Source organism: Halomonas sp. E19, from assembly GCF_052439355.1.
Classification (GTDB): Bacteria; Pseudomonadota; Gammaproteobacteria; order Pseudomonadales; family Halomonadaceae; genus Halomonas.
Window position 1 is genome coordinate 2,203,906 of record NZ_JBNFWU010000001.1, and the last position, 19,531, is coordinate 2,223,436.

12 protein-coding genes and 3 pseudogenes are annotated in these 19,531 nt (G+C 67.3%); 8 read left to right on the top strand and 7 right to left on the bottom strand.

Annotated elements, in window-relative coordinates:
* Window positions 1-28: 28 nt before the first annotated feature.
* From ACUDAL_RS11625 to ACUDAL_RS11635, 3 genes are all read left to right on the top strand, one after another.
* Window positions 29-1,330 (top strand): AAA family ATPase, encoded by a 1,302-nt coding sequence (locus ACUDAL_RS11625; protein WP_444678238.1) that lies wholly within the window; start codon window positions 29-31, stop codon window positions 1,328-1,330.
* Window positions 1,318-3,324 carry an SbcC/MukB-like Walker B domain-containing protein gene (locus ACUDAL_RS11630; RefSeq protein WP_444678239.1) on the top strand — a complete coding sequence of 669 codons (2,007 nt, stop codon included), beginning with the start codon at window positions 1,318-1,320 and terminating at the stop codon, window positions 3,322-3,324. The genes ACUDAL_RS11625 and ACUDAL_RS11630 overlap by 13 nt, the downstream gene beginning before the upstream one ends.
* Window positions 3,325-3,453: 129 nt before the next feature.
* A complete protein-coding gene (locus tag ACUDAL_RS11635; RefSeq protein WP_444678240.1) occupies window positions 3,454-4,332 on the top strand; it encodes an alpha/beta fold hydrolase in 879 nt (292 codons plus the stop codon).
* A gap of 249 nt (window positions 4,333-4,581) precedes the next feature.
* Here the strand turns inward: ACUDAL_RS11635 and katG are convergent.
* A pseudogene (gene katG / locus ACUDAL_RS11640) lies at window positions 4,582-6,805 on the bottom strand (catalase/peroxidase HPI).
* A 220-nt stretch (window positions 6,806-7,025) separates the two neighbouring features.
* On the opposite strand from katG, the gene argE reads away from it, so the two are divergent.
* On the top strand, window positions 7,026-8,177 hold the full coding sequence (gene argE / locus ACUDAL_RS11645; protein WP_444678241.1) for an acetylornithine deacetylase: 1,152 nt from the start codon (window positions 7,026-7,028) through the stop codon (window positions 8,175-8,177).
* A 33-nt stretch (window positions 8,178-8,210) separates the two neighbouring features.
* Here argE and ACUDAL_RS11650 read toward each other — a convergent pair.
* Together ACUDAL_RS11650 and ACUDAL_RS11655 are read right to left on the bottom strand one after the other, a co-directional pair.
* Window positions 8,211-9,328: pseudogene (locus ACUDAL_RS11650) on the bottom strand (alkene reductase).
* Between the two features lie 245 nt (window positions 9,329-9,573).
* Window positions 9,574-11,307: a DEAD/DEAH box helicase gene (locus ACUDAL_RS11655; protein ID WP_444678242.1), complete on the bottom strand. Its 1,734-nt coding sequence runs from the start codon at window positions 11,305-11,307 to the stop codon at window positions 9,574-9,576.
* 436 nt (window positions 11,308-11,743) lie between these two features.
* Here ACUDAL_RS11655 and ACUDAL_RS11660 point away from each other — a divergent pair, with 436 nt between their 5' ends.
* On the top strand, window positions 11,744-12,193 hold the full coding sequence (locus tag ACUDAL_RS11660; RefSeq protein WP_444678243.1) for a YaiI/YqxD family protein: 450 nt from the start codon (window positions 11,744-11,746) through the stop codon (window positions 12,191-12,193).
* A gap of 7 nt (window positions 12,194-12,200) precedes the next feature.
* On the opposite strand, the gene ACUDAL_RS11665 is transcribed toward ACUDAL_RS11660, so the two are convergent.
* A complete protein-coding gene (locus tag ACUDAL_RS11665) occupies window positions 12,201-13,205 on the bottom strand; it encodes a glutathione S-transferase family protein (protein ID WP_444678244.1) in 1,005 nt (334 codons plus the stop codon).
* 95 nt (window positions 13,206-13,300) lie between these two features.
* Entirely contained in the window at window positions 13,301-14,194 is an 894-nt protein-coding gene (locus ACUDAL_RS11670; RefSeq protein WP_444678245.1) for a LysR family transcriptional regulator, read from the bottom strand.
* 94 nt (window positions 14,195-14,288) lie between these two features.
* Between ACUDAL_RS11670 and ACUDAL_RS11675 the strand changes: the two genes are divergently transcribed.
* The 3 genes from ACUDAL_RS11675 (at window position 14,289) to ACUDAL_RS11685 (ending at window position 19,105) form a co-directional block, all read left to right on the top strand.
* A complete protein-coding gene (locus ACUDAL_RS11675) occupies window positions 14,289-15,140 on the top strand; it encodes a pirin family protein (protein ID WP_444678246.1) in 852 nt (283 codons plus the stop codon).
* A gap of 280 nt (window positions 15,141-15,420) precedes the next feature.
* Window positions 15,421-17,136, top strand: a complete 1,716-nt coding sequence (locus ACUDAL_RS11680) for a peptidoglycan DD-metalloendopeptidase family protein (RefSeq protein ID WP_444678247.1) — start codon at window positions 15,421-15,423, stop codon at window positions 17,134-17,136.
* A gap of 172 nt (window positions 17,137-17,308) precedes the next feature.
* Window positions 17,309-19,105 carry an ABC transporter ATP-binding protein gene (locus ACUDAL_RS11685; RefSeq protein ID WP_444678248.1) on the top strand — a complete coding sequence of 599 codons (1,797 nt, stop codon included), beginning with the start codon at window positions 17,309-17,311 and terminating at the stop codon, window positions 19,103-19,105.
* Window positions 19,106-19,120: 15 nt separating this feature from the next.
* On the opposite strand, the gene ACUDAL_RS11690 is transcribed toward ACUDAL_RS11685, so the two are convergent.
* Both ACUDAL_RS11690 and ACUDAL_RS11695 read right to left on the bottom strand, forming a co-directional pair.
* Entirely contained in the window at window positions 19,121-19,300 is a 180-nt protein-coding gene (locus tag ACUDAL_RS11690; protein WP_444679447.1) for a hypothetical protein, read from the bottom strand.
* A 93-nt stretch (window positions 19,301-19,393) separates the two neighbouring features.
* Window positions 19,394-19,462, bottom strand: a pseudogene (locus ACUDAL_RS11695) (hypothetical protein); the annotation flags it as partial.
* Window positions 19,463-19,531: the final 69 nt, after the last annotated feature.

Below are 19,531 nucleotides of genomic sequence, written 5' to 3' on the forward strand. Positions count from 1 at the left end.
CCGAGCCGCGCACCGGGGAGCGTCGCCCATGAAGATCCTCGCCCTGCGCCTGGCCAACCTCGCCTCCCTGCCCGGTCCGCTGGAGCTCGATTTCACGGCTCCTCCGCTCAGCGATGCCGGCCTGTTCGCCATCACCGGCCCCACCGGCGCCGGCAAGAGCACCCTGCTCGACGCCCTGTGTCTGGCACTCTACGGCAGCACGCCGCGGCTGCGCCATGCGCCCAGCCAGAACGCGCCGCTGCCCGACGTGGAAGGCGAGACGGTGAGCACCGCCGACCCGCGCACCCTGCTGCGCCGTGGCACCGCCGGCGGCTATGCCGAAGTCGACTTTCTCGGTCGCGACGGGCGTCGTTACCGCGCCCGCTGGGCCGTGCGCCGCGCCCGCGAGAAGGCCAGCGGGCGCCTGCAGGCGGTCGAACAATCGCTCACCGACCTCGACGACGAACGCCTGCTCACTGCCCAGAAGCGCGAGTTCGCCGAGCTGTTGCCGGAACGTCTGGGGCTGACCTTCGATCAGTTCACCCGCGCCGTGCTGCTGGCCCAGAGCGAGTTCGCCGCCTTCCTCAAGGCCGACGACAACGAGCGCAGCGACCTGCTGGAACGGCTCACCGGCACCGCCGAGTATTCGCGCATCTCCGAAGCCGCCTACCGGCGGGCCATCACGGCGAAGCGGCACGTCGATGCCCTGCAGGCGAAACTCGCCGATGACCTGCCCGCCGAGCCCGAGGCCCGCAGCGCGCTGGAACGCCAGGCCGAAAGCGCCGAACAGGCCCTGACCGACCTGCAGCAGCAGGCCAGGAGCTCGATGCCCAGCGACAGTGGCATAGCGCCAACGAACGGCTGCGCCAGGCCTACGCCGAAGGGATTCACCAGCAGCGCGATGCCGAGGATCGCTGGCAGGCGCTGGCCGCTGCCCGAGCCGACCGCGCCTGTCGCCGCCTGCTTGCGCCCCAGCGCCACCACCTGCTGCGCCAGGCCGCGCTGCCGGACGAAGTCGCCGCGCTGGAGCAGGCACATCGCCGGACCCAAGAGGCGCTCGAGCAGGCCCGCGTCCTGCAAACCCAGGCCGAGCAGGCCCGGGATCAGGCCGCCCGTCAACTGGAAGCCGCCAGCCAGGCCCGCCAGCAGGCCGAACCGAGCCTGCGCGAGACGCGCGAGCACGCCCAGGCGCTGGCCAGCCTGGAGCGTCAGCTGGCCGAACTCGAATCCCGCCATCACGACTGCCGCCAGCAGGCAGAGGCACTGGACCAGCAGCACCAGGCCACCGCGACCAGGCTGCGCGAGCTGCAACGCCGGCGCGACGAGTGGCAGGCCACCTTGCGCCAGCTGATGGGCAGTCACGAACGACTCGATGCCGCCCGCCAGGCGGCGCAGCAGACCCATGACCGTGCCGCCCGCCGCGGCCTGGCGCTGGAGGAACTGGCCAGCCGCTGGCAGGAGCTTCTGCACACCGAACTGGCCCAGCGTCAGCTGAGCGAACGCCTGGCCGGGGATGAGAAGCGACAGACCGAACTGACCGTTCAGGGCAAGGCTGCCCGTGAGCGGCTCGACGGCAGCGAACAGCGCTACGCCACCCTGCGCGATTTCATCGAGCGCAGCCGGGCCGCCCGCAGCGAGAGCGTGGCACGGCTGCGCGACACGCTGCGGGAAGGCGAGCCCTGCCCGGTTTGCGGCGGCCACGACCACCCCTTCCGTCACCGACCGCCGGCCACCCCGGAGGCAGCCCAGCTGGCCGCCCAACAGGAGCAGGAAGAGGCCCAGCTGGCCGAGGCCAGACAGACCTTCGAGCAGACCCAGCTGGCACGCAGCGAACTCGAGGGCGAGTACCGCGCCGCGCTGGCGTCGATCGCACGCGGACGGCAGGAGCTGCAGCAGGCCGAGGAGAGACTGACCCAGGCCCGGCACGCCCTGAGCGGCCATCCCCTGCACACGGAGCTGGCCGACACTGCGCCTGCGGAGCGTGAAGCCTGGCTCGCTCACCAGCGCCAGCACAGCGCCGCCGAGCGTGAACGGGCCGAGCGTACGCTGCAGGAGCTGGCCCGCGCCGAGGCGGCGCTGAGCCCGCTGCAAGAGGCCCTGCGCCAGGTCGAGCTCGAACGCGCCCAGCATGAGGCCCGGCGCGCCTCGCTGGCGGAAACCCAGGCCCAGCTCGACGTCCAGCTGCCACCTCTGCGCCAGGAGCGGCAATCACTTGCCGAGCGGCTCCAGGCCCTGCTCGGCGAGCACGCCTCGGCCGACGCCTGGCAACAACGGCTGGAAGCCGGCCAGGAGGCCGCCCGTCGTGAGCGCGACCAGGCCATCGAGCGCTGCCACGGCGCCGAACGCGAGCAGGCCCGGCTCACCCAGCAGGCCGCTCACGAAGCCGAGCGCATCGAAGAGCTGCGTCAGGAGCAGGCCGAGCTGAAAGCTCGACTGGCCGAGTGGCGCCGCGCCCATCCGCAGTTGGACGACGCCACCCTGGCGCGGCTGTTGGCACAGCCTGAGGAAGAGGCCGCCCGCCAGGAACGAGAGCTTGCCGATGCCGACGAGGCACGCCAGCGCAGCGAGGCCAGCCTCGCCGAGCGGCGTCATGCTCTGCTCGAGCACCGCCGCGAGCGGGCGCTGGCCGACAGCGAGGCCGAACTGCTGAGCGAAGCGGTCGAAGCCCGGATCGCCAGCCTCCGGGAGGCGCTGGACGCCCAGCAGGCGGCACTACAGCCCAAACTGGCGGAAGCCCAGCAGGTTCGCGACGATGCCGTTCATGTCCTGCGCGACGACGACCGTCGGCGCCTGCGCCAGCAGCAGGGCCAGGCCGAACTGGAAGCCGCCCGTGCCGAACAGGTGCGCTGGGGGCGCATCAGCGAACTGATCGGCTCCGCCGACGGCAAGGCGTTTCGCCGCATCGCCCAGGCCTACAACCTGGAGCAGCTGCTGGAGCACGCCAACGCCCACCTGGCCAACCTCAGCCGCCGCTACCGGCTGGCCCGCGGCGGCAGCGAGCTGGGCCTGCTGGTGGTGGACCACGACATGGGCGACGAGCGCCGCTCGGTGCACTCGCTCTCCGGCGGCGAGACCTTCCTCGTCTCGCTGGCCCTGGCGCTGGGGCTCGCCTCCATGGCCTCGGGAGAGCTCGTCATCGAGTCGCTGTTCATCGACGAGGGCTTCGGCAGCCTCGACCCGCAGTCGCTGGCGCTGGCCATGGAAGCGCTCGACGGCCTGCAGGCTCTGGGCCGCCGCGTCGGGGTAATCTCCCACGTGCAGGAGATGCATGAAAGAATCCCGGTACAGATCCAGGTCGAACCGCTGGGCAATGGCACCAGCCGGGCGCGACTGGTCAGCCTCTAGCGTCGCCGCCCTGGCACCGCAACCGGGGCGCTCCTATAGCTGCCCGCCGCGGTCAAAAGGCCAGCTGGGGATTCGGCGGCTCGGCTATGCTGCATAGGTCACAGCCCCGCTCAGATAAGGGAGAGCCTCATGAAAGCGTTCGCACTGCACGGCATGCGTATTCTGGGCCTGGCGCTGCTGCTGGCCGTGGCGGGCCAGGCGCTGGCAGCCGAAGTCAACTGGCCGCGCATGACCGAGTCGGCAGACGGCGTGCCGATTGCCTATGAGGTTCACGGCAGTGGCGAACCGACCCTCGTGTTCCTCCACGGCTGGAGCTGCGACGGGCGCTACTGGCGCGGACAGGTGCCGCATTTCTCGCAGCAGCATCGGGTGGTGACGATCGACCTTGCCGGTCACGGCCATTCCGGCCTGGCGCGTGAAGACTTCACCATGCGCGCCTTCGGCGAAGACGTGAGGGCGGTGCTGGACGACCTGGAGGTTCAGCAGGCCCTGCTGATTGGCCACTCCATGGGCGGGCCCGTCGCCGTAGAAGCGGCGCACCTCATGCCCGAGCGTGTGATCGGCATCATCGGCGTCGATACCTTTCATGATATGGCGGCACCGCTCAGCCAGGCCGAGATCGACGCCATGCTGGCGCCGATCCAGCAGGACTTCGTTTCGGCCGCTGCTCACTTCGTCACCTCGATGTTCATCGACACCACCGATGCCAACCTGCGCGACTGGGTGGTGCAGGACATGGCGGCAGCACCTCCCCAGGTCGCAATCAGTGCCATGCAGGAGATGCTCACCCGGCATGCCGACGGCGAGGCGGCACGGCGCTTCGAGCAGCTCAGCGTGCCGGTGGTGGCCATCAACGCCGACCTGTGGCCGACCGACATCGACGCCAACCGGCAGCTGCTGGCCAAGTTCGACGCCGTGATCATGGAAGGCACCGACCACTTCCTGCACATGGCCCGGCCGGCAGCGTTCAACCGGGAGCTGGAGCGGATCATCGGCACGCCGCCGTGACGGCCGGGCTGTTGAGGAAGGCCCGAACAGCGTCCTCAGAACGCGCTGCTGCAGCTTGCATGCCATCCACATGTCCTGGAACGTGTCGAAAAAAACAAGAAGCGTGAACATGTCACGGCGTCGAATAAGCTGGCTTTTTGCAACGGCCTGATCAAGGTTTCTACCCAGCACATTCGGCCAGGCAGCCCCCTGAAACCGAAAAAAGCGCCCCGTTACCGGGGCGCTTTTTCACTTCTCTTCAATCCGGGCTTAGGCCAGGTCGAAGCGGTCGGCGTTCATCACCTTGTTCCAGGCGGCGACAAAGTCGCGAACGAACTTCTCCTTGGCATCGTCCTGGGCGTAGACCTCGGCGATGGCGCGCAGCTGCGAGTTGGAGCCGAACACCAGGTCGACGCGGGTGCCGGTCCACTTCAGTTCGCCGGTCGCACGGTCGCGGCCCTCGAACACATCGGCATCTACCGAGGCGGGCTGCCACTGGGTGCCCATGTCGACCAGGTTGACGAAGAAGTCGTTGGTCAACGTCCCGGGGCGGTCGGTGAACACACCATGGCGCGCATTGCCGTAGTTCGCTTCGAGCACCCGCAGACCGCCCACCAGCACGGTCATTTCCGGGGCAGAAAGCCCCAGAAGTTGGGCCTTGTCGACCAGCATCTCCTCATCGGAGACGGTGAAGCGAGCGCGGCGATAGTTACGGAAGCCGTCGGCCTCGGGGCGCAGCCACTCGAAGGAGTCGGCGTCGGTCTGCTCGGCGCTGGCGTCGGTGCGGCCCGGCGTGAACGGCACCTCGATGGCGTGACCGGCATCCCCGGCCGCCTGCTCGATGGCGGCGGCACCGCCGAGCACGATCAGGTCAGCCAGCGAGACCCGCTTGCGCCCCCTGGGTCGCGTTGAAGTCGCTCTGAATGCTCTCCAGGGTCTTCAGCACCTTGGCCAGCTGCTCGGGCTGGTTGACTTCCCACTCCTTCTGCGGCGCCAGGCGGATACGGGCCCCGTTGGCTCCACCGCGCATGTCGGAGCCGCGGAAGGTGGAAGCCGACGACCAGGCGGTGTAGACCAGTTCAGCCACCGTCAGGCCCGAGGCAAGGATCTTGCCCTTGAGGCTGGCGATGTCCTGGGCATCGACCAGCTCATGGTCCACGGCGGGCACCGGATCCTGCCACAGCAGCTCCTCGGTCGGCACTTCCGGACCGAGGTAGCGCGCCTTGGGGCCCATATCACGGTGGGTCAGCTTGAACCAGGCGCGGGCAAAGGCGTCGGCGAACTCGTCCGGATTGTTGTAGAAGTGCTCGGCGATTCTGCGGTACTCGGGGTCCTCGCGCATGGCCATGTCGGCGGTGGACATCATGATGCCCACGCGCTTGGCCGGGTCCTCGGCGTCCGGCGCCATGTCCTTCTCGGCAAGTCCCTTCGGCGCCCACTGCTTGGCACCGGCCGGGCTGGTGGTCAGCTCCCACTCGTAGCCGAACAGCACGTCGAAGTAGCTCATGTCCCACTTCGTCGGTGTCGGCGTCCAGGCGCCCTCCAGGCCGCTGGTGATGGTGTCGCGGCCCTTGCCGCTCTTGTAGCCGCTCTTCCAGCCGAAGCCCATCTCCTCCATGGGCGCGGCTTCCGGCTCGGGGCCGACGTTAACCGGATCGCCGGCGCCGTGGGCCTTGCCGAAGGTGTGGCCGCCAGCGGTGAGCGCCACCGTCTCGTAGTCGTTCATCGCCATGCGAGCGAAGGTCTCGCGGATATCCCTGGCCGAGGCGAGCGGGTCCGGGTTGCCGTCCGGCCCTTCGGGGTTGACGTAGATGAGGCCCATCTGCACCGCCGCCAGCGGGTTCTCCAGGTCGCGCTCGCCGGTGTAGCGGCTCTTGGCATGGCTACTGTCGGCCAGCCACTCGTCCTCGGCGCCCCAGTAGATATCCTCTTCCGGCTGGTAGACGTCCTCGCGCCCACCGGCGAAGCCAAAGGTCTTGAAGCCCATGGATTCCAGCGCGACATTGCCCGCCAGGATGTACAGGTCGGCCCAGGAGAGCTTGTTGCCATACTTGCGCTTGATCGGCCACAGCAGGCGGCGCGCCTTGTCCAGGTTGCCGTTGTCGGGCCAGCTGTTGAGCGGCGCGAAACGCTGGGTGCCGGTGCCGGCGCCGCCCCGCCCGTCGCCCACCCGGTAGCTGCCGGCGCTATGCCACGCCATGCGGATGAACAGCGGCCCATAATGGCCGTAATCGGCCGGCCACCAGTCTTGGGAGTCGGTCATCAGGGCTTCGAGATCTTGCTTGACCGCGCCCAGGTCGAGCGACTTGAACGCCTCGGCATAATCGAACGCTTCGCCCAACGGATTGGACCTGGGGGCGTGCTGATGAAGAATGTTAAGGTTCAGCTGGTTGGGCCACCAATCGAAGACGGAATTCCCGGTGTCTCCATGCTTGGTACGCGACCCGTGCATGACGGGACACTTGCCTGCGCTGCTGTCGACTTTTTTATCCATGACGCTCTCCTTCGGTGACGTGGCTGTCGTGTATGTTGCTGTACCGTAAGAATAGGTATATCAGCGAAACTGAAAGAGAGAGACTTGTTTTTCAACACCGGATTAATAGTCTTTTTCAATAATAATGAAAAATTCGATTGAGACAGACTTTCAGGCACCAAGCCATCGTTGCGAGCCGATGGCGTGATAGGCTAGGAACAATAACTGTCAGGAGGGACCCATGACCGCCGCCGAGATGCTTGAGCGCCTGGTGGGCTTTGCCACCGTTTCGCGCGACTCCAACCTCGATCTGATCGCCTTCGTTGAACGCTATCTCGATCAATACGGCGTGGAACACTGGCGGGTCGAGAACGACGACGGCACCAAGGCCAATCTGCTGGCCCGCATCGGGCCCGACGTGGCGGGCGGCGTGGTGCTCTCGGGCCATACCGACGTGGTGCCGGTGGCCGGCCAGCCGTGGTCGAGCGACCCGTTCACCCTGGTCGACAAGGGCGACGGCAAGCTCTACGGGCGCGGCACCTGCGACATGAAGGGCTTCATCGCCTGCGCCCTGGCCGAAGTTCCCGCCTGGACCCGGCTCGACCTGCAGGCGCCGATCCTCCTGGCGCTCTCCTACGACGAGGAGGTCGGCTGCATCGGCGCACCGCGCATGATCGAACGGCTGGTCGCCGACCACCCCCGCCCCGCCGCGGTGATCGTCGGCGAACCCACCCTGATGCAGCCGGTAGTGGCGCACAAGGGCGCCACCAACCTGCGCACCACCGTGACCGGCCGTGCCTCCCATTCGAGCCAGATCGACCAGGGCGTGTCGGCCATCCACGTCGCCGCACGGCTGGTGACGAAGATCGAAGACGTGATGAGCGAGCTGCGCGCCGAGGGGCGTGTCGACGAGGCCTTCAACGTCGCCCACTCCAGCCTGCACGTGGGCAAGATCGCCGGCGGTACCGCGATCAACATCATGGCCCGCGAGTGCACCTTCGAGTGGGAGATTCGCCACCTGCCCAGCGACCGCTTCGAGGAACTGTTCGAGCGGGTCACAGCCTATGCCGCCGAACTGGAAGCCGAGATGCAGCGGCGTGCGCCGGAGGCCAGCATCGTCACCGAGGCGCTGAACACCACCGTGCCGGCACTGGCCGACGAGCACAATGCCGCGGCGACCGACCTGTGCCGCGAGCTGCTCGGCGAACAGCCCCACGGCGCAGTGGCCTACGCCACCGAGGCCGGGCAGTTCCAGCGCGTGGGCCTGCCCACGGTGATCTGCGGCCCCGGCAGCATTCGCCAGGCGCACCAGCCCGACGAATTCATCGAGCTCGAGCAACTTGCCGCAGGCAGCCGCTTCATGCAGGCCCTGGGGCAGCGGTTAGGCCGGTAGCAACGGCGCTGCCAACCACTGCCTTGCACGAGGTCAGCCCAGGCGGTCGTGGCCGTTATTCAGGAAGGGATAGTCGGTGTAGCCTTTTTCGGCACCGCCGTAGAAAGTGTTCGGATCAGGCTCATTGAGCTTGGCACCGACACGCAGCCACTCGGGCAGGTCCGGGTTGGCAATGAAGGGGCGCCCGAAGGCCACGGCATCGGCGGTGCCGTCGGCGAGCCGCTGGCGGGCCCGCTCGGCGTCGTAGCCACCGCAGTAGATCAGGGCACCGCGGAAGCGCTGGCGCATCTGCTCGCGGAAGCCTTCGGGAAAGTGGATGTCCCCACCCGCCCAGTTGGGCTCGTTGAAGTGCAGGTAGGCCAGGCCGCGTCTTGAGAGCTGCTCGGCCAGGTAGTAAGCCATCTCCTCGGGCTCATCGTCGGTGAGGCCGAACAGCTCGATGAACGGCGTCAGGCGGATGCCGACCCGCTCGGGGCCAAACACTTCGGCGACCGCATCCACCACTTCCAGCGGGAAACGCGCACGATTCTCGACGGAGCCGCCGTAGCGATCGGTACGCTGGTTGGTGCCGGTGGCCAGGAACTGGTTGAGCAGGTAGGCATTGGCCGCATGCACTTCGACCATGTCGAAACCGGCCCGCTTGGCGCGCACGGCGGCCTGGCGGTAATCCTCGACGATGCCGGGGATCTCGTCGGTTTCCAGCGCCCGCGGGGTGCTGGTGGGATGCGGCCCCGCGCTGCCGTCCTCGAACTCGACGAAGCACTCGGCGCCCTCCCCTTGATGGCGCTGGGCGCCACCGGCGGCTCGCCGTTGGGCTGCACCATCTCGTGGGAAACACGCCCCACGTGCCACAGCTGCAGCGCGATGCGCCCGCCCTTGGCGTGCACCGCCTCGACGACGCCTTTCCAGCCGGCTTCCTGCTCGTCGGTCCAGATGCCCGGCGTATAGACGTAGCCGCGCGCGGTGGGCGAAATATTGGTCGCCTCGCTGATGATCAGCCCGGCGCTGGCGCGCTGGCCGTAGTAGAACTCCTGCAGCTTGCCGGGCACGCTATCGGGCGTGCGCGAGCGGGTCAGCGGGGCCATGATCACGCGATTGGGAAGGCTCAGCTTGCCCAGCTGAAGCGGGGTAAAGAGGTTCGTCTCCTGCACGGTGTTCTCCTGTCGCGGATCGAAATGATGAGCACGTTAATGACTTCCGTCGCACCACAGTAGCACCGCTCACAATAGGATGCGGCTATCGTAACGATGATCTCCAGGAAAATGTCACGCAAAACAATAGCTTAATAGAAAAAACCCCGACACCGAAGAACGGTGCCGGGGCTTTTCAGGCGCTGCCGGGGACATCAGGCGTTGCCGGGATGTTTCAAGCTGCCGGGCAGCGGGCCCGGCGATTCTCAGGCGCTGGTGCGGCGACGCACCGGTGCCTCGCCATCCTCACGGCGGCGGCGCGGGGCACGCTCGGGGGCGCCGGAATCCTCGCTGATTTCCAGCGCACGACCGGCGACGCGGGCGCGGGCCATCTTGGCCAGGATGCTCGGCGGCAGCGAGCTTGGCAGCTCCACCACGGAGAAGGCGTTGCGGATATCGATGCGGCCAATCCGCGAACCTTCGATGCCACCTTCGTTGGCCAGGGCGCCGACTAGCTGGCCCGGCTTGACGCCATCCTTGTGACCAACGGCGACGCGATAGCGGGTCATGCCCTCGCTGGGGCCACGGCCATCGCGCTCACCGCGACGCGGCGGCTTGCCGTCGCGCGGGGCACGCTCGCCGCGCTCACCGCGATCGGTGCGCTCCTTGCGCGGCGCCTGCAGGCGGCCAATGGGCGCCTCGTCGGCACGCGCCAGGGCGGCGAAGGCACAGGCCAGCTCGAGCGGGTCATGACCCTCGGCCACCAGGCGCTCGACCAGGGCACGCTGCTCGTCGGCACCGGCGGTCAGTGCGGCGATGACGCGCTGGTGGAACACCTCGTCGCGGTGGGCGCGGATGGCCGCCTCGTCGGGCAGCGCCATTTCGCTCATGCGCTGGCCGGTGGCCTGCTCCAGCCAGCCGATCTTGCGGCCTTCGCGGAAGCCGGCGAAGGTGATCGCCACGCCTTCGCGGCCGGCCCGGCCGGTACGCCCGATGCGGTGGGTGTAGGCCTCGCTGTCCTGGGGCAGATCGTAGTTGATCACGTGGGTGATGCGCGGCACGTCGAGGCCGCGGGCGGCCACGTCGGTAGCGATCAGCACGTCGATCTTGCCGCGCTTCAGGCGCTGGATGGTGCGCTCGCGCAGGCTCTGGTCCAGGTCGCCGGACAGGCTAGCCACGTTCACGCCGCGGGCGGAAAGCTGCTCCATCAGCGTGGTGCAGGCGGCCCGGGTGCGCACGAAGACGATGGCGGCATCCACCGGCTCGACTTCAAGGATGCGCGCCAGCGCTTCCAGCTTGGCGCCACCCTCGACGCGCACCAGCCGCTGCTCGATGAGCTCGGCGGTAGTGGTGCGCGACTCGATCGCCACCTTCACCGGATCGACCAGGTAGCGGTTGACGATGCGCTCGATCTCGGCCGGCAGCGTGGCAGAGAAGAACACGCGCTGGGCGTCCTTCGGGGTATCGGCGACCACGCGCTTCACGTCGTCGATGAAGCCCATGCGCAGCATCTCGTCGGCTTCGTCCAGCACCAGGGCATTCAGGCCGTCGAGCTTGAGGCTGCCGCGGTCGAGGTGGTCGATCACTCGGCCGGGGGTGCCCACCACCACCTGGGCGCCGCGCTTCAGGGCGGCCAGCTGGTCGCGGTATTCCATGCCACCGCATAGGATGGCCACTTCCAGACCCTGCAGGTTCTGGCCGTACTTGGTAAAGGAGACGGCCACCTGCTGGGCCAGCTCACGGGTCGGTGCCAGTACCAATACCTGGGGCTCACGGCGGGTCAGTTCCAGCCGCGAGAGCAGCGGCAGCGCGAACGCCGCGGTCTTGCCGGTGCCGGTCTGGGCCTGGCCCAGCATGTCGCGCCCTTCCAGCAGTGCCGGAATGGTCTGTGTCTGAATCGGGGAGGGAGTTTCGTAACCCAGTGTTTCTACAGCGGCGAGAACGGCAGGCAGCAGAGCAAGATCGCCGAAGCTCGGCGAGGCGACAGAAGTCGAGGTCATCAATCACACCTTGGTAGGCCGGCACTCGCCGGCAAAACATTGAGGCATCCCCGACGCAGCACTAGGCAGGTCGGTGGCCCTGTCGTCGTAGGCCAACTGGCCTCAACAGAGCGGATCACGGGGTACGTGGGACGCCGGTCGCACCTGGCATCCGGTTCGCGCCAACGGGCATCGAACCGCGTGGCGACCTTTCTGCGCCGATGCTGCCCGGTTGGCGGCATCTTGTTTGGCGCTCCATCTTCACATCTCGGACGCAGCGATAGCTGTCGGTCTCGGTGATTGCCTCTCATACGCGGGGCGTATGGAGCGAATCGTCATGATGGCGGGGTCAGCACATGCGAGGAGCGCGCATGCTACCATCGGGCCCGAGCCAAAACCAGCACTTTCAACGCTGCGTTCACCTAAACCTTAAATTTTCTTCGAGGAGCCCGCCTGAATGCCCACGCTCTGGGTCGATGCCGATGCCTGCCCCCGGGTGGCACGCGACATCATCGTTCGCGCCGCCGAGCGCACCACCACGCCGGCCTGGTTCGTCGCCAACCACTCGATCCCGCTGCCGCCCTCCAAGTGGGTCAAGGCTCTGTCGGTGAGCCACGGCTTCGACGCCGCCGACAACGAGATCGTGGCGCGCCTAGAGTCAGGCGACCTGCTGATCAGCTCCGACCTGCCGCTGGCGCTGGAGGCCATCGACAAGGGCGCGGCGGTGATGACCACCCGCGGCGAGATCCTCGACAGGAACAACATTCGCGCCAAGGTACAGCTGCGCGATTTCATGGAAACGATGCGCTCCAGCGGCGAACACACCGGCGGGCCGAAAGGCTATTCGGACAGCGACCGCCGTGAGTTCGCCAACGCGCTGGACAGGTGGCTGGCGAAACAGCGCTGAGGCTAGCTCATCCCTTCTCACGTACTCCCCGTCCCGCCAGCCGCTCGCGGTCGTGAGGCCGGTCGAAATCGAGCAGCGGCCCCTTGGGCACGATGCGGGTCGGGTTGATGGTGTCGTGGCTGTAATAGTAGTGGCGCTTGATGTGATCGAGGTTGACCGTCTCGGCCACGCCCGGCCATTGATAGAGCTCGCGCAGGTAGTGTGAGAGGTTGGGGTAGTCCTCGATGCGGCGGAAGTTGCACTTGAAGTGGCCGTAATAGACGGCGTCGAAGCGCACCAGGGTGGTGAACAGGCGGATGTCGGCCTCGGTGAGCCACTCACCGGCCAGGTAGCGGTGCTCGCCCAGCCGTGCCTCGATGCGGTCGAGCGAGGCGAACAGCGCGGTGACGTGCTTTTCGTACACCTGCTGCTCGGTGGCGAAGCCCGACTTATAGACGCCGTTGTTGATGTGCTCGTACACCTCGGCGTTGACCTCGTCGATGGTCTCGCGCAGGTCCTCCGGATAGAAGTCGAGCTGGTTGCCGGTGAGGCCGTCGAAGGCACCGTTGAGGATGCGCAGCAGCTCGGCGGACTCGTTGTTGACGATGCGCCCTTCCCGCTTATCCCACAGCACCGGCACCGTGACCCGGCCGGTGTAGTGCGGGTCGGTCAGGGTGTAGAGTTCGCGGTGATAGGCCACGCCGTTGACCGAGTCACCGCTGGCGCCCTCCTCTTCGTGGTAGCTCCAGCCCTGGTCGAGCATCAGCGGGCTGACCCAAGAAACGCCGATCAGCGACTCTAGCCCCTTGAGCTTGCGCATGATCAGGGTGCGGTGCGCCCAGGGGCAGGCCAGCGAGACATAGAGGTGGAAGCGCCCCGCCTCTGCCGGCACGGCGCGCTGGCCGTCGGGGCCCGGCGAGCCGTCCGCGGTGACCCAGTCGCGCAGCTGGGCGGATTCCCGCACGAACTCGCCGCCGTGCTTCTTGGTGTCGTACCACTGGTCATGCCAGGTGCCGTCGATCAACAGACCCATCTTTGCTCTCCTCGAATGGCTTTTCTTCAGGGTAAGCCGATCGCCTCGTGGCTCAAGCGGAGAAATTGCGCCCAATCGTCGTAAAAAGCGAAAGCTCACGCCGTACACTGCTCGCTCACGGCCGCCTTCAGCGCCTCGGCCATGGCGTGGGTCGCCGGGCCGGCACGATCGCGGTCGCGGTAGATCATCTGGATCGACACCTCGCGGTTGCCGCCGGCGGCGAGTGGCAGCGGCACCAGCACGCCGCGCTCCAGTTCGGCCTGGATGCGGGTTTCCGGCAGCCAGGCGAAGGCGAGTCCGCGGCGCACCATGTCGATCGAGGTCTCCAGGTGGCTCACCGTCCAGCGCTGCTCCGCCTTCAGCCAGCCGGCGTCCATCGACTGGCGCTGGGCCGAGTCGCGTACCACCATCTGGCGGTGGCGCAGCAGGTCACGCAGGTCCAGCTCGCGGCCCAGCGCATGCAGCGCATGGTCGGGATGCGCCACGGCAATGAAGCGCACCTGTACCAGCGGATCGCCGAGAAAACCCTGGGCCGCGAGCCCGGTCAGGGTCAGGTCGGCGCGACCGTCATAGAGCATCTCGATGCCACCGTTGAGCACCGTCTCGTGCAGCTGCACCTGCACGTAAGGAAAGGCGGCGGAAAAGCGGTTCAGCGCCTGCGCCAAGGCGCCGCTGGGGAAGATCTGGTCCACCGCCAGCACCACCTCCGCCTCCAGGCCGGCGGCCAGGCGCCCGGCGACATCCTCCAGCGCCTCGGCGCTTTCGAGCAGTTGGTGTGCCCGGCGCAGCAGCATCTCGCCCGCCTCGGTCAGCCGTACCTGGCGGCCCACGGGTTCGAGCACCTGCACGCCCAGCTGCTCTTCGAGCTTATGTACCGCATGATTGAGCGTGGACGGGCTCTTGTGGATCGCTTCGGCCGCACGGGCGAAGCCACCATGCTCGACGACCGCCGCCAGCATACGCCACTGGGCCAGGGTGACACGGGACATTTCGAATTCCTCGAACCGTTAAAGCAAAACTATGCGATTAATTTTCGAAAAAAACGGCCTAAAATACCAGTATCACTTGCCTGGAGGGTTTCCCATGGCCGCATCCCCGCTGCTTCGCCACGTGATCGACATTATCCGCAGCCAGCCGAGCCAGGACGGTGACGGCGTGAAAATCAAGCGCATTCACCGCTTCGAAGGCTCGCTGGACCCCTTCCTGATGCTCGACGAGCTGGGCTCCGACAGCCCCGACGATTACATCGGCGGCTTCCCGCCCCACCCCCACCGCGGCATCCAGACCCTCACCTACGTGATCCACGGTGGGCTTACCCATGAAGACCATCTCGGTCATGCCAGCAGCATCCGCGCCGGCGACGCCCAGTGGATGCACACCGGCCGTGGCATCGTGCACTCCGAGATGCCGCTGACCGACAGCCACGGCCTGCACGCCTTCCAGCTCTGGCTCAACCTGGCGGCCAAGGACAAGCTGAGCCCCGCCCGCTACCGCGACGTGCGCAGCGATGAGATGCCGCACCTGGCGGGCCAGGCAAGCGAGCTGATTGCGCTCGGCGGACATTGGCAGAGTGACGATGGCGAAAGCGTGGAGGGCCCGCTGGATGCGCTGGCCGGAGACGGCGCGGTGGCCCACGTGCGATTGAAGGAAGGCGGTGAGCTGGCGCTGGCCCTGAGTGCGGCAACCGTGGCGCTTTATGTCTTCGAGGGCACGCTGCAGGTCGGTGATACCGCCATCGAAGCGGGGCAGCTGGCGCGCCTCGGCCCCGGCGACAGCCTCACTCTGGCGACTACTGCAGGTGCCCAGGCCCTGCTGCTGGCCGGCACGCCGCACGGCGAGCCGATCGCCCACTACGGACCGTTCGTAATGAATCACATGAGCGAAATCGAGGAGGCATTGCGAGATTATCGTAACGGAACGTTCACATCCCTGTAACTCAGCGTACCGGAGCGCTCAGTCGCTCCGGTCGAAAAGGTGACATTTTCACACACTTCTTTTCCGAAATCGGGCTTGTCAAGCCGCGCTTCGTTCACGTTCAATGCCCATGAGTGTTGTTGAACGCCGTTCGACAACATGATGATACGCCTCCTCGGGAACTGACTCCCTGGAAGCGAGCCGGTCTGTATGCTTATACAGACTAGGCAGGCCATATGTCATGGGGTAAGGTTCCCATGCCTTTATTATCGTTATGTCACCTTTTTTATGGCCCTTGCTCATGTTGCGAATTCTTCATTCGCTGCCCCGCACGCATAAGTTGATGCTGCTACCGGTCGCCACCATGGTGACGGTGCTGGGCGCGCAAAAGATCGTCACCCTTGTGGAAACCACCCAGCGACAGGGGCAAGCACCCGCCACCGTGCTCTTCCCGCTGTCGCCCGAGGCCCAACCCGGCCTGCCCTCCCTGAACAGCGACCGCTACTCGGTCGCCGATGCCATCGAAATCGCCGCCCAGGCCCTGGACGCCACCCGTGACCACATCCCGCTGTCGCAGCTGAAACCCAGCGAGATCATCGACCTGAGCGGCATGGCCAGTGCTCGTGCGGAAGCCGAGTGGGTGGCCGTGCAGCAGCCGGTTGCCGATGCACCAATGGATAGCGTTGCCGATGTTGGCCCGGTGCTCGATTCCGGCGCCGTGCACATGGCGCTGGTCATTGGTACCTTGGCCAGCGGCATGCTCGACGACACCTTCACCGACGACGAAGCCCTGGCGGCCGACGCCACTTCCTACGAGGACTACCCGGACGACGAGCTGGAGCTGTTCGAGGACGGCCCGATCCTGCTTGAGCGCGAGATCGCCGCCACCGAACCGTTCGTGCCGCAGTGGCGCACCTACACCGTAAGACAGGGCGACACCTTCGCGGTGCTGGCCCAGAACGAGCTGGGGCTTGGCTACAGCGAGGCGATGCGCCTGCTCGACAGCCTCCCCAACAAGCGCGCATTGACGCATTGGCGGGTCGGCAACACCTTCGAATACCAGCTCGATGAGCAGGATCGGCTGCTGGCCATGCGCCTGATGCACAATCCCCGTGAAGGCTTCCTGCTCGAGCGCAGCGACGACGGCTTCGAGGTCGCCACCATCCAGCGTGCCGGGGAGGCCTCCCAGCGCCTGTTCGCCGGCAGCGTGAGCGGCAGCTTCGCCCGCTCGGCGCAGGCTACCGGTCTGTCGAGCACGGAAGTGGCCCAGGTCTCGCGGCTGCTGGAGAAGAAGCTCGACTTCCGCCGCGATTCACGCCGTGGAGACACCTTCCAGGTACTGATCGAGTCCGACATCATCGACGGCACCAGCTTCGATCCCCGCGTGTTGGCCATCCAGTACCAGGGCGACCGCATGGACCTGACCCTGGTGCGCAACAGCGCCGACAACAACTTCTACACCCCGGATGGTCAGAGCCTCGACCCCGCCTTCAGCCGCTACCCGTTCGAGGGCAGCTACCGCATGAGCTCGGGCTTCAACCCGCGCCGCACGCACCCGGTCACCGGCCGCGTGAGCCCGCATCGCGGCACCGACTGGGCGATGCCCATTGGCACGCCGATCGTGGCGCCGGCGGACGGCCGCGTCGAGAAGATTGGCAACCACCCAGTGGCGGGCCGCTACGTGGTCGTTCGGCATGACAATGGCTACCGCACCCGCTACCTGCACCTGTCGCGAGCGCTGGTCAATCGCGGCGACCGCGTCAGCATGGGCGAACGCATCGCGCTGTCCGGCAATACGGGCCGCAGCACGGGGCCACACCTGCACTATGAGGTGATCGTCAACAATAACGCGGTGGATGCCATGAAGGTCGAGCTGCCGGAAAGCAAGAGCCTGCAGGGCCAACAGCTGCTGGCCTTCCAGCGCGAGGCCGAGCCCCTGCTGGCTGCCCTGCGCTCCGGCCAGACCGGCCCGGTGGTGGCGCAGGCCAGCAGCGCCAGCGACGACAGCGACGGCTGATCCACCGCCCAGCACCCCTCTTCGACGCCCCACACTGCTGGGGCGTCGGTGCGTTGGCCCACCGCCGCCGCCGCGGCTCGCCTGATCGGAGACCCCGCGTGTCCTCGCCCCACATGCAGCGCGCCATTCCCACCCCGCCCCCGAAGCCAACCGCCTGGCCGCCTTCTTCGGCGTGTTCCGCTACAGCCGCCGTGCGCTGGCGCTGGTCTGGCAGACCTCGCGCGGGCTGACGGTGGGGCTGGCGATCTGCACGCTGATCGCCGGCGTGCTGCCCGCCGTGGCCGCCTGGCTTGGCCAGCTGATCGTCGATGCCGTGGTCGAGGCCATGGCCTACCACCGCGAGACCGGCGCCGAGCTGAGCCTGGAGTCGACCTGGCCGGTGATGCGCTACGTGCTGGCGGAAGCGGGGGTGATCGCCGCCATCGCCCTGGCCCAGCGCGGCCTGTCGGCGCAGCAGTCGCTGCTGCGGGCGCTGCTGGGGCAGAAGGTCAACGTGATGATCCTGGAGAAGGCTGGCACCCTGACGCTGGCCCAGTTCGAGGATTCTGAGTTCTACGACAAGCTCACCCGCGCTCGCCGCGAAGCCTCGATCCGCCCGCTGGGGCTGGTCAACAAGACCTTCGGGCTGCTGCAGAACGCCATCTCGCTGGCCAGCTTCGGCGTGCTGCTGGTGCAGTTCTCGCCCTGGGCGCTGCTGGTGCTGCTGGTCGGCGCCCTGCCGGTGTTCATCTCCGAGGCCAAGTTCTCCGGCGACGCCTTCCGCCTGTTCCGCTGGCGCTCGCCCCAGACCCGCATGCAGATGTACCTGGAAACCGTGCTGGCCCGCGAGGACAGCATCAAGGAGGTCAAGCTGTTCGGGCTCGAGCCGCTGCTGCTCGAACGCTACCGCCGCATCTTCGACACCCTCAACGGCGAGGACCGCCGCCTGACGATCCGCCGCGAGAGCTGGGGGTTCCTGCTCGGGCTGCTCGGCACCCTGGCCTTCTACGGCGCCTATGCCTGGGTGGTGGCGGAAACCATCTCCGGCGCGCTCACCCTGGGCGAGATGACCATGTACCTGCTGGTGTTCAAGCAGGGCCAGGCGGCGCTCTCGGCCAGCCTCACCTCGATCAGCGGCATGTACGAGGACAACCTCTACCTGTCGAACCTCTACGAGTACCTGGAGCAGCCGGTGGCGCCCGAGCAAGGCACCCTTACCGAAGGGGCGCAGCCAGGCGACGGCATTCGCTTCGAGCAGGTGAGCTTCACCTACCCCGGCGCCGAGCGCCCGGCGCTGCGCCAGGTATCGCTGCACCTGGCGCCGGGGCAGAGCCTGGCCCTGGTGGGCGCCAACGGCTCGGGCAAGACCACCCTGATCAAGCTGCTCACACGGCTCTATGCCCCCAGCGAAGGGCGCATCCTGCTCGACGGCAGCGACCTGCGCGAGTGGGACGTGGCCACGCTGCGCCGGCGCATTGGGGTGATTTTCCAGGACTTCGTGCGCTACCAGCTCAAGGTGGGCGAGAACCTCGGCGCCGGCGACGTCGAGTCGTTCGAGGACGAGCAGCGCTGGCATCAGGCGGCCGAGCGCGGCCTGGCCGACGACTTCATCCGCAGCATGCCCGGCGGCTACCACACCCAGCCAGGGCGCTGGTTCAAGGGCGGCCAGGAGCTGTCCGGCGGGCAATGGCAGAAGATCGCCCTGGCCCGGGCCCACATGCGCGAGCGTGCCGACATCCTGGTGCTCGACGAGCCCACCGCGGCCATGGACGCGGCGGCCGAGGCGGCGGTTTTTGCCGACTTCCGCCGCCACAGCCAGGACAAGATGACTATCCTGATCTCGCACCGCTTCTCCACGGTGCGCGCCGCCGACCAGATCCTGGTGATCGACGGCGGTGAGGTGATCGAGCGCGGCGACCACGCCAGCCTGATGGCGCAGAACGGGCGCTATGCGCGGCTGTTCCGCCTGCAGGCCGAAGGTTACCGCTGAGCCTGGGGCCCACGCTCACAGCGCCAGCGGGCGGTCCAACTCGCGCAGCAGCACATCGTCGCGCTGGTAGATATCGGGCCGGAACGCCAGCTCGCCATCCTCGGCCGGATGCACGGTCCAGTAGTGAAGGATGACCGGCATCCGCTGTGCCAGCGGTACGTTGCCGGTTCTGCCGGCCTCGATCAGCCGCCGCACCTCATGGCCGCTACCGGTATCGTCGGAGAGCAGCTGACCGAATTGCTGGATGTTCTCGACCCGGATGCAGCCGGAGCTGAACGCTCGCTGCTCCCGTGCGAACAGGCCCTGGGCCGGCGTATCGTGCAGGTAGACCAGGTGGTCGTTGGGGAAGCGCACCACCAGCTGGCCAAGCGCATTTTGCGGCCCGGCCCCTGGCGCAGCACAACGTTACCGGGGTTGGCCCAGTCG

Coding starts and splice junctions, on each gene's coding strand:
- ACUDAL_RS11660 (WP_444678243.1), top strand. CDS start 11,744: ATGCCCACGCTCTGGGTCGATGCCGATGCCTGCCCCCGGGTGGCACGC.
- ACUDAL_RS11655 (WP_444678242.1), bottom strand. CDS start 11,307: ATGACCTCGACTTCTGTCGCCTCGCCGAGCTTCGGCGATCTTGCTCTG.
- ACUDAL_RS11635 (WP_444678240.1), top strand. CDS start 3,454: ATGAAAGCGTTCGCACTGCACGGCATGCGTATTCTGGGCCTGGCGCTG.
- ACUDAL_RS11675 (WP_444678246.1), top strand. CDS start 14,289: ATGGCCGCATCCCCGCTGCTTCGCCACGTGATCGACATTATCCGCAGC.
- ACUDAL_RS11680 (WP_444678247.1), top strand. CDS start 15,421: ATGTTGCGAATTCTTCATTCGCTGCCCCGCACGCATAAGTTGATGCTG.
- ACUDAL_RS11625 (WP_444678238.1), top strand. CDS start 29: ATGAAGATCCTCGCCCTGCGCCTGGCCAACCTCGCCTCCCTGCCCGGT.
- ACUDAL_RS11665 (WP_444678244.1), bottom strand. CDS start 13,205: ATGGGTCTGTTGATCGACGGCACCTGGCATGACCAGTGGTACGACACC.
- ACUDAL_RS11670 (WP_444678245.1), bottom strand. CDS start 14,194: ATGTCCCGTGTCACCCTGGCCCAGTGGCGTATGCTGGCGGCGGTCGTC.
- argE (WP_444678241.1), top strand. CDS start 7,026: ATGACCGCCGCCGAGATGCTTGAGCGCCTGGTGGGCTTTGCCACCGTT.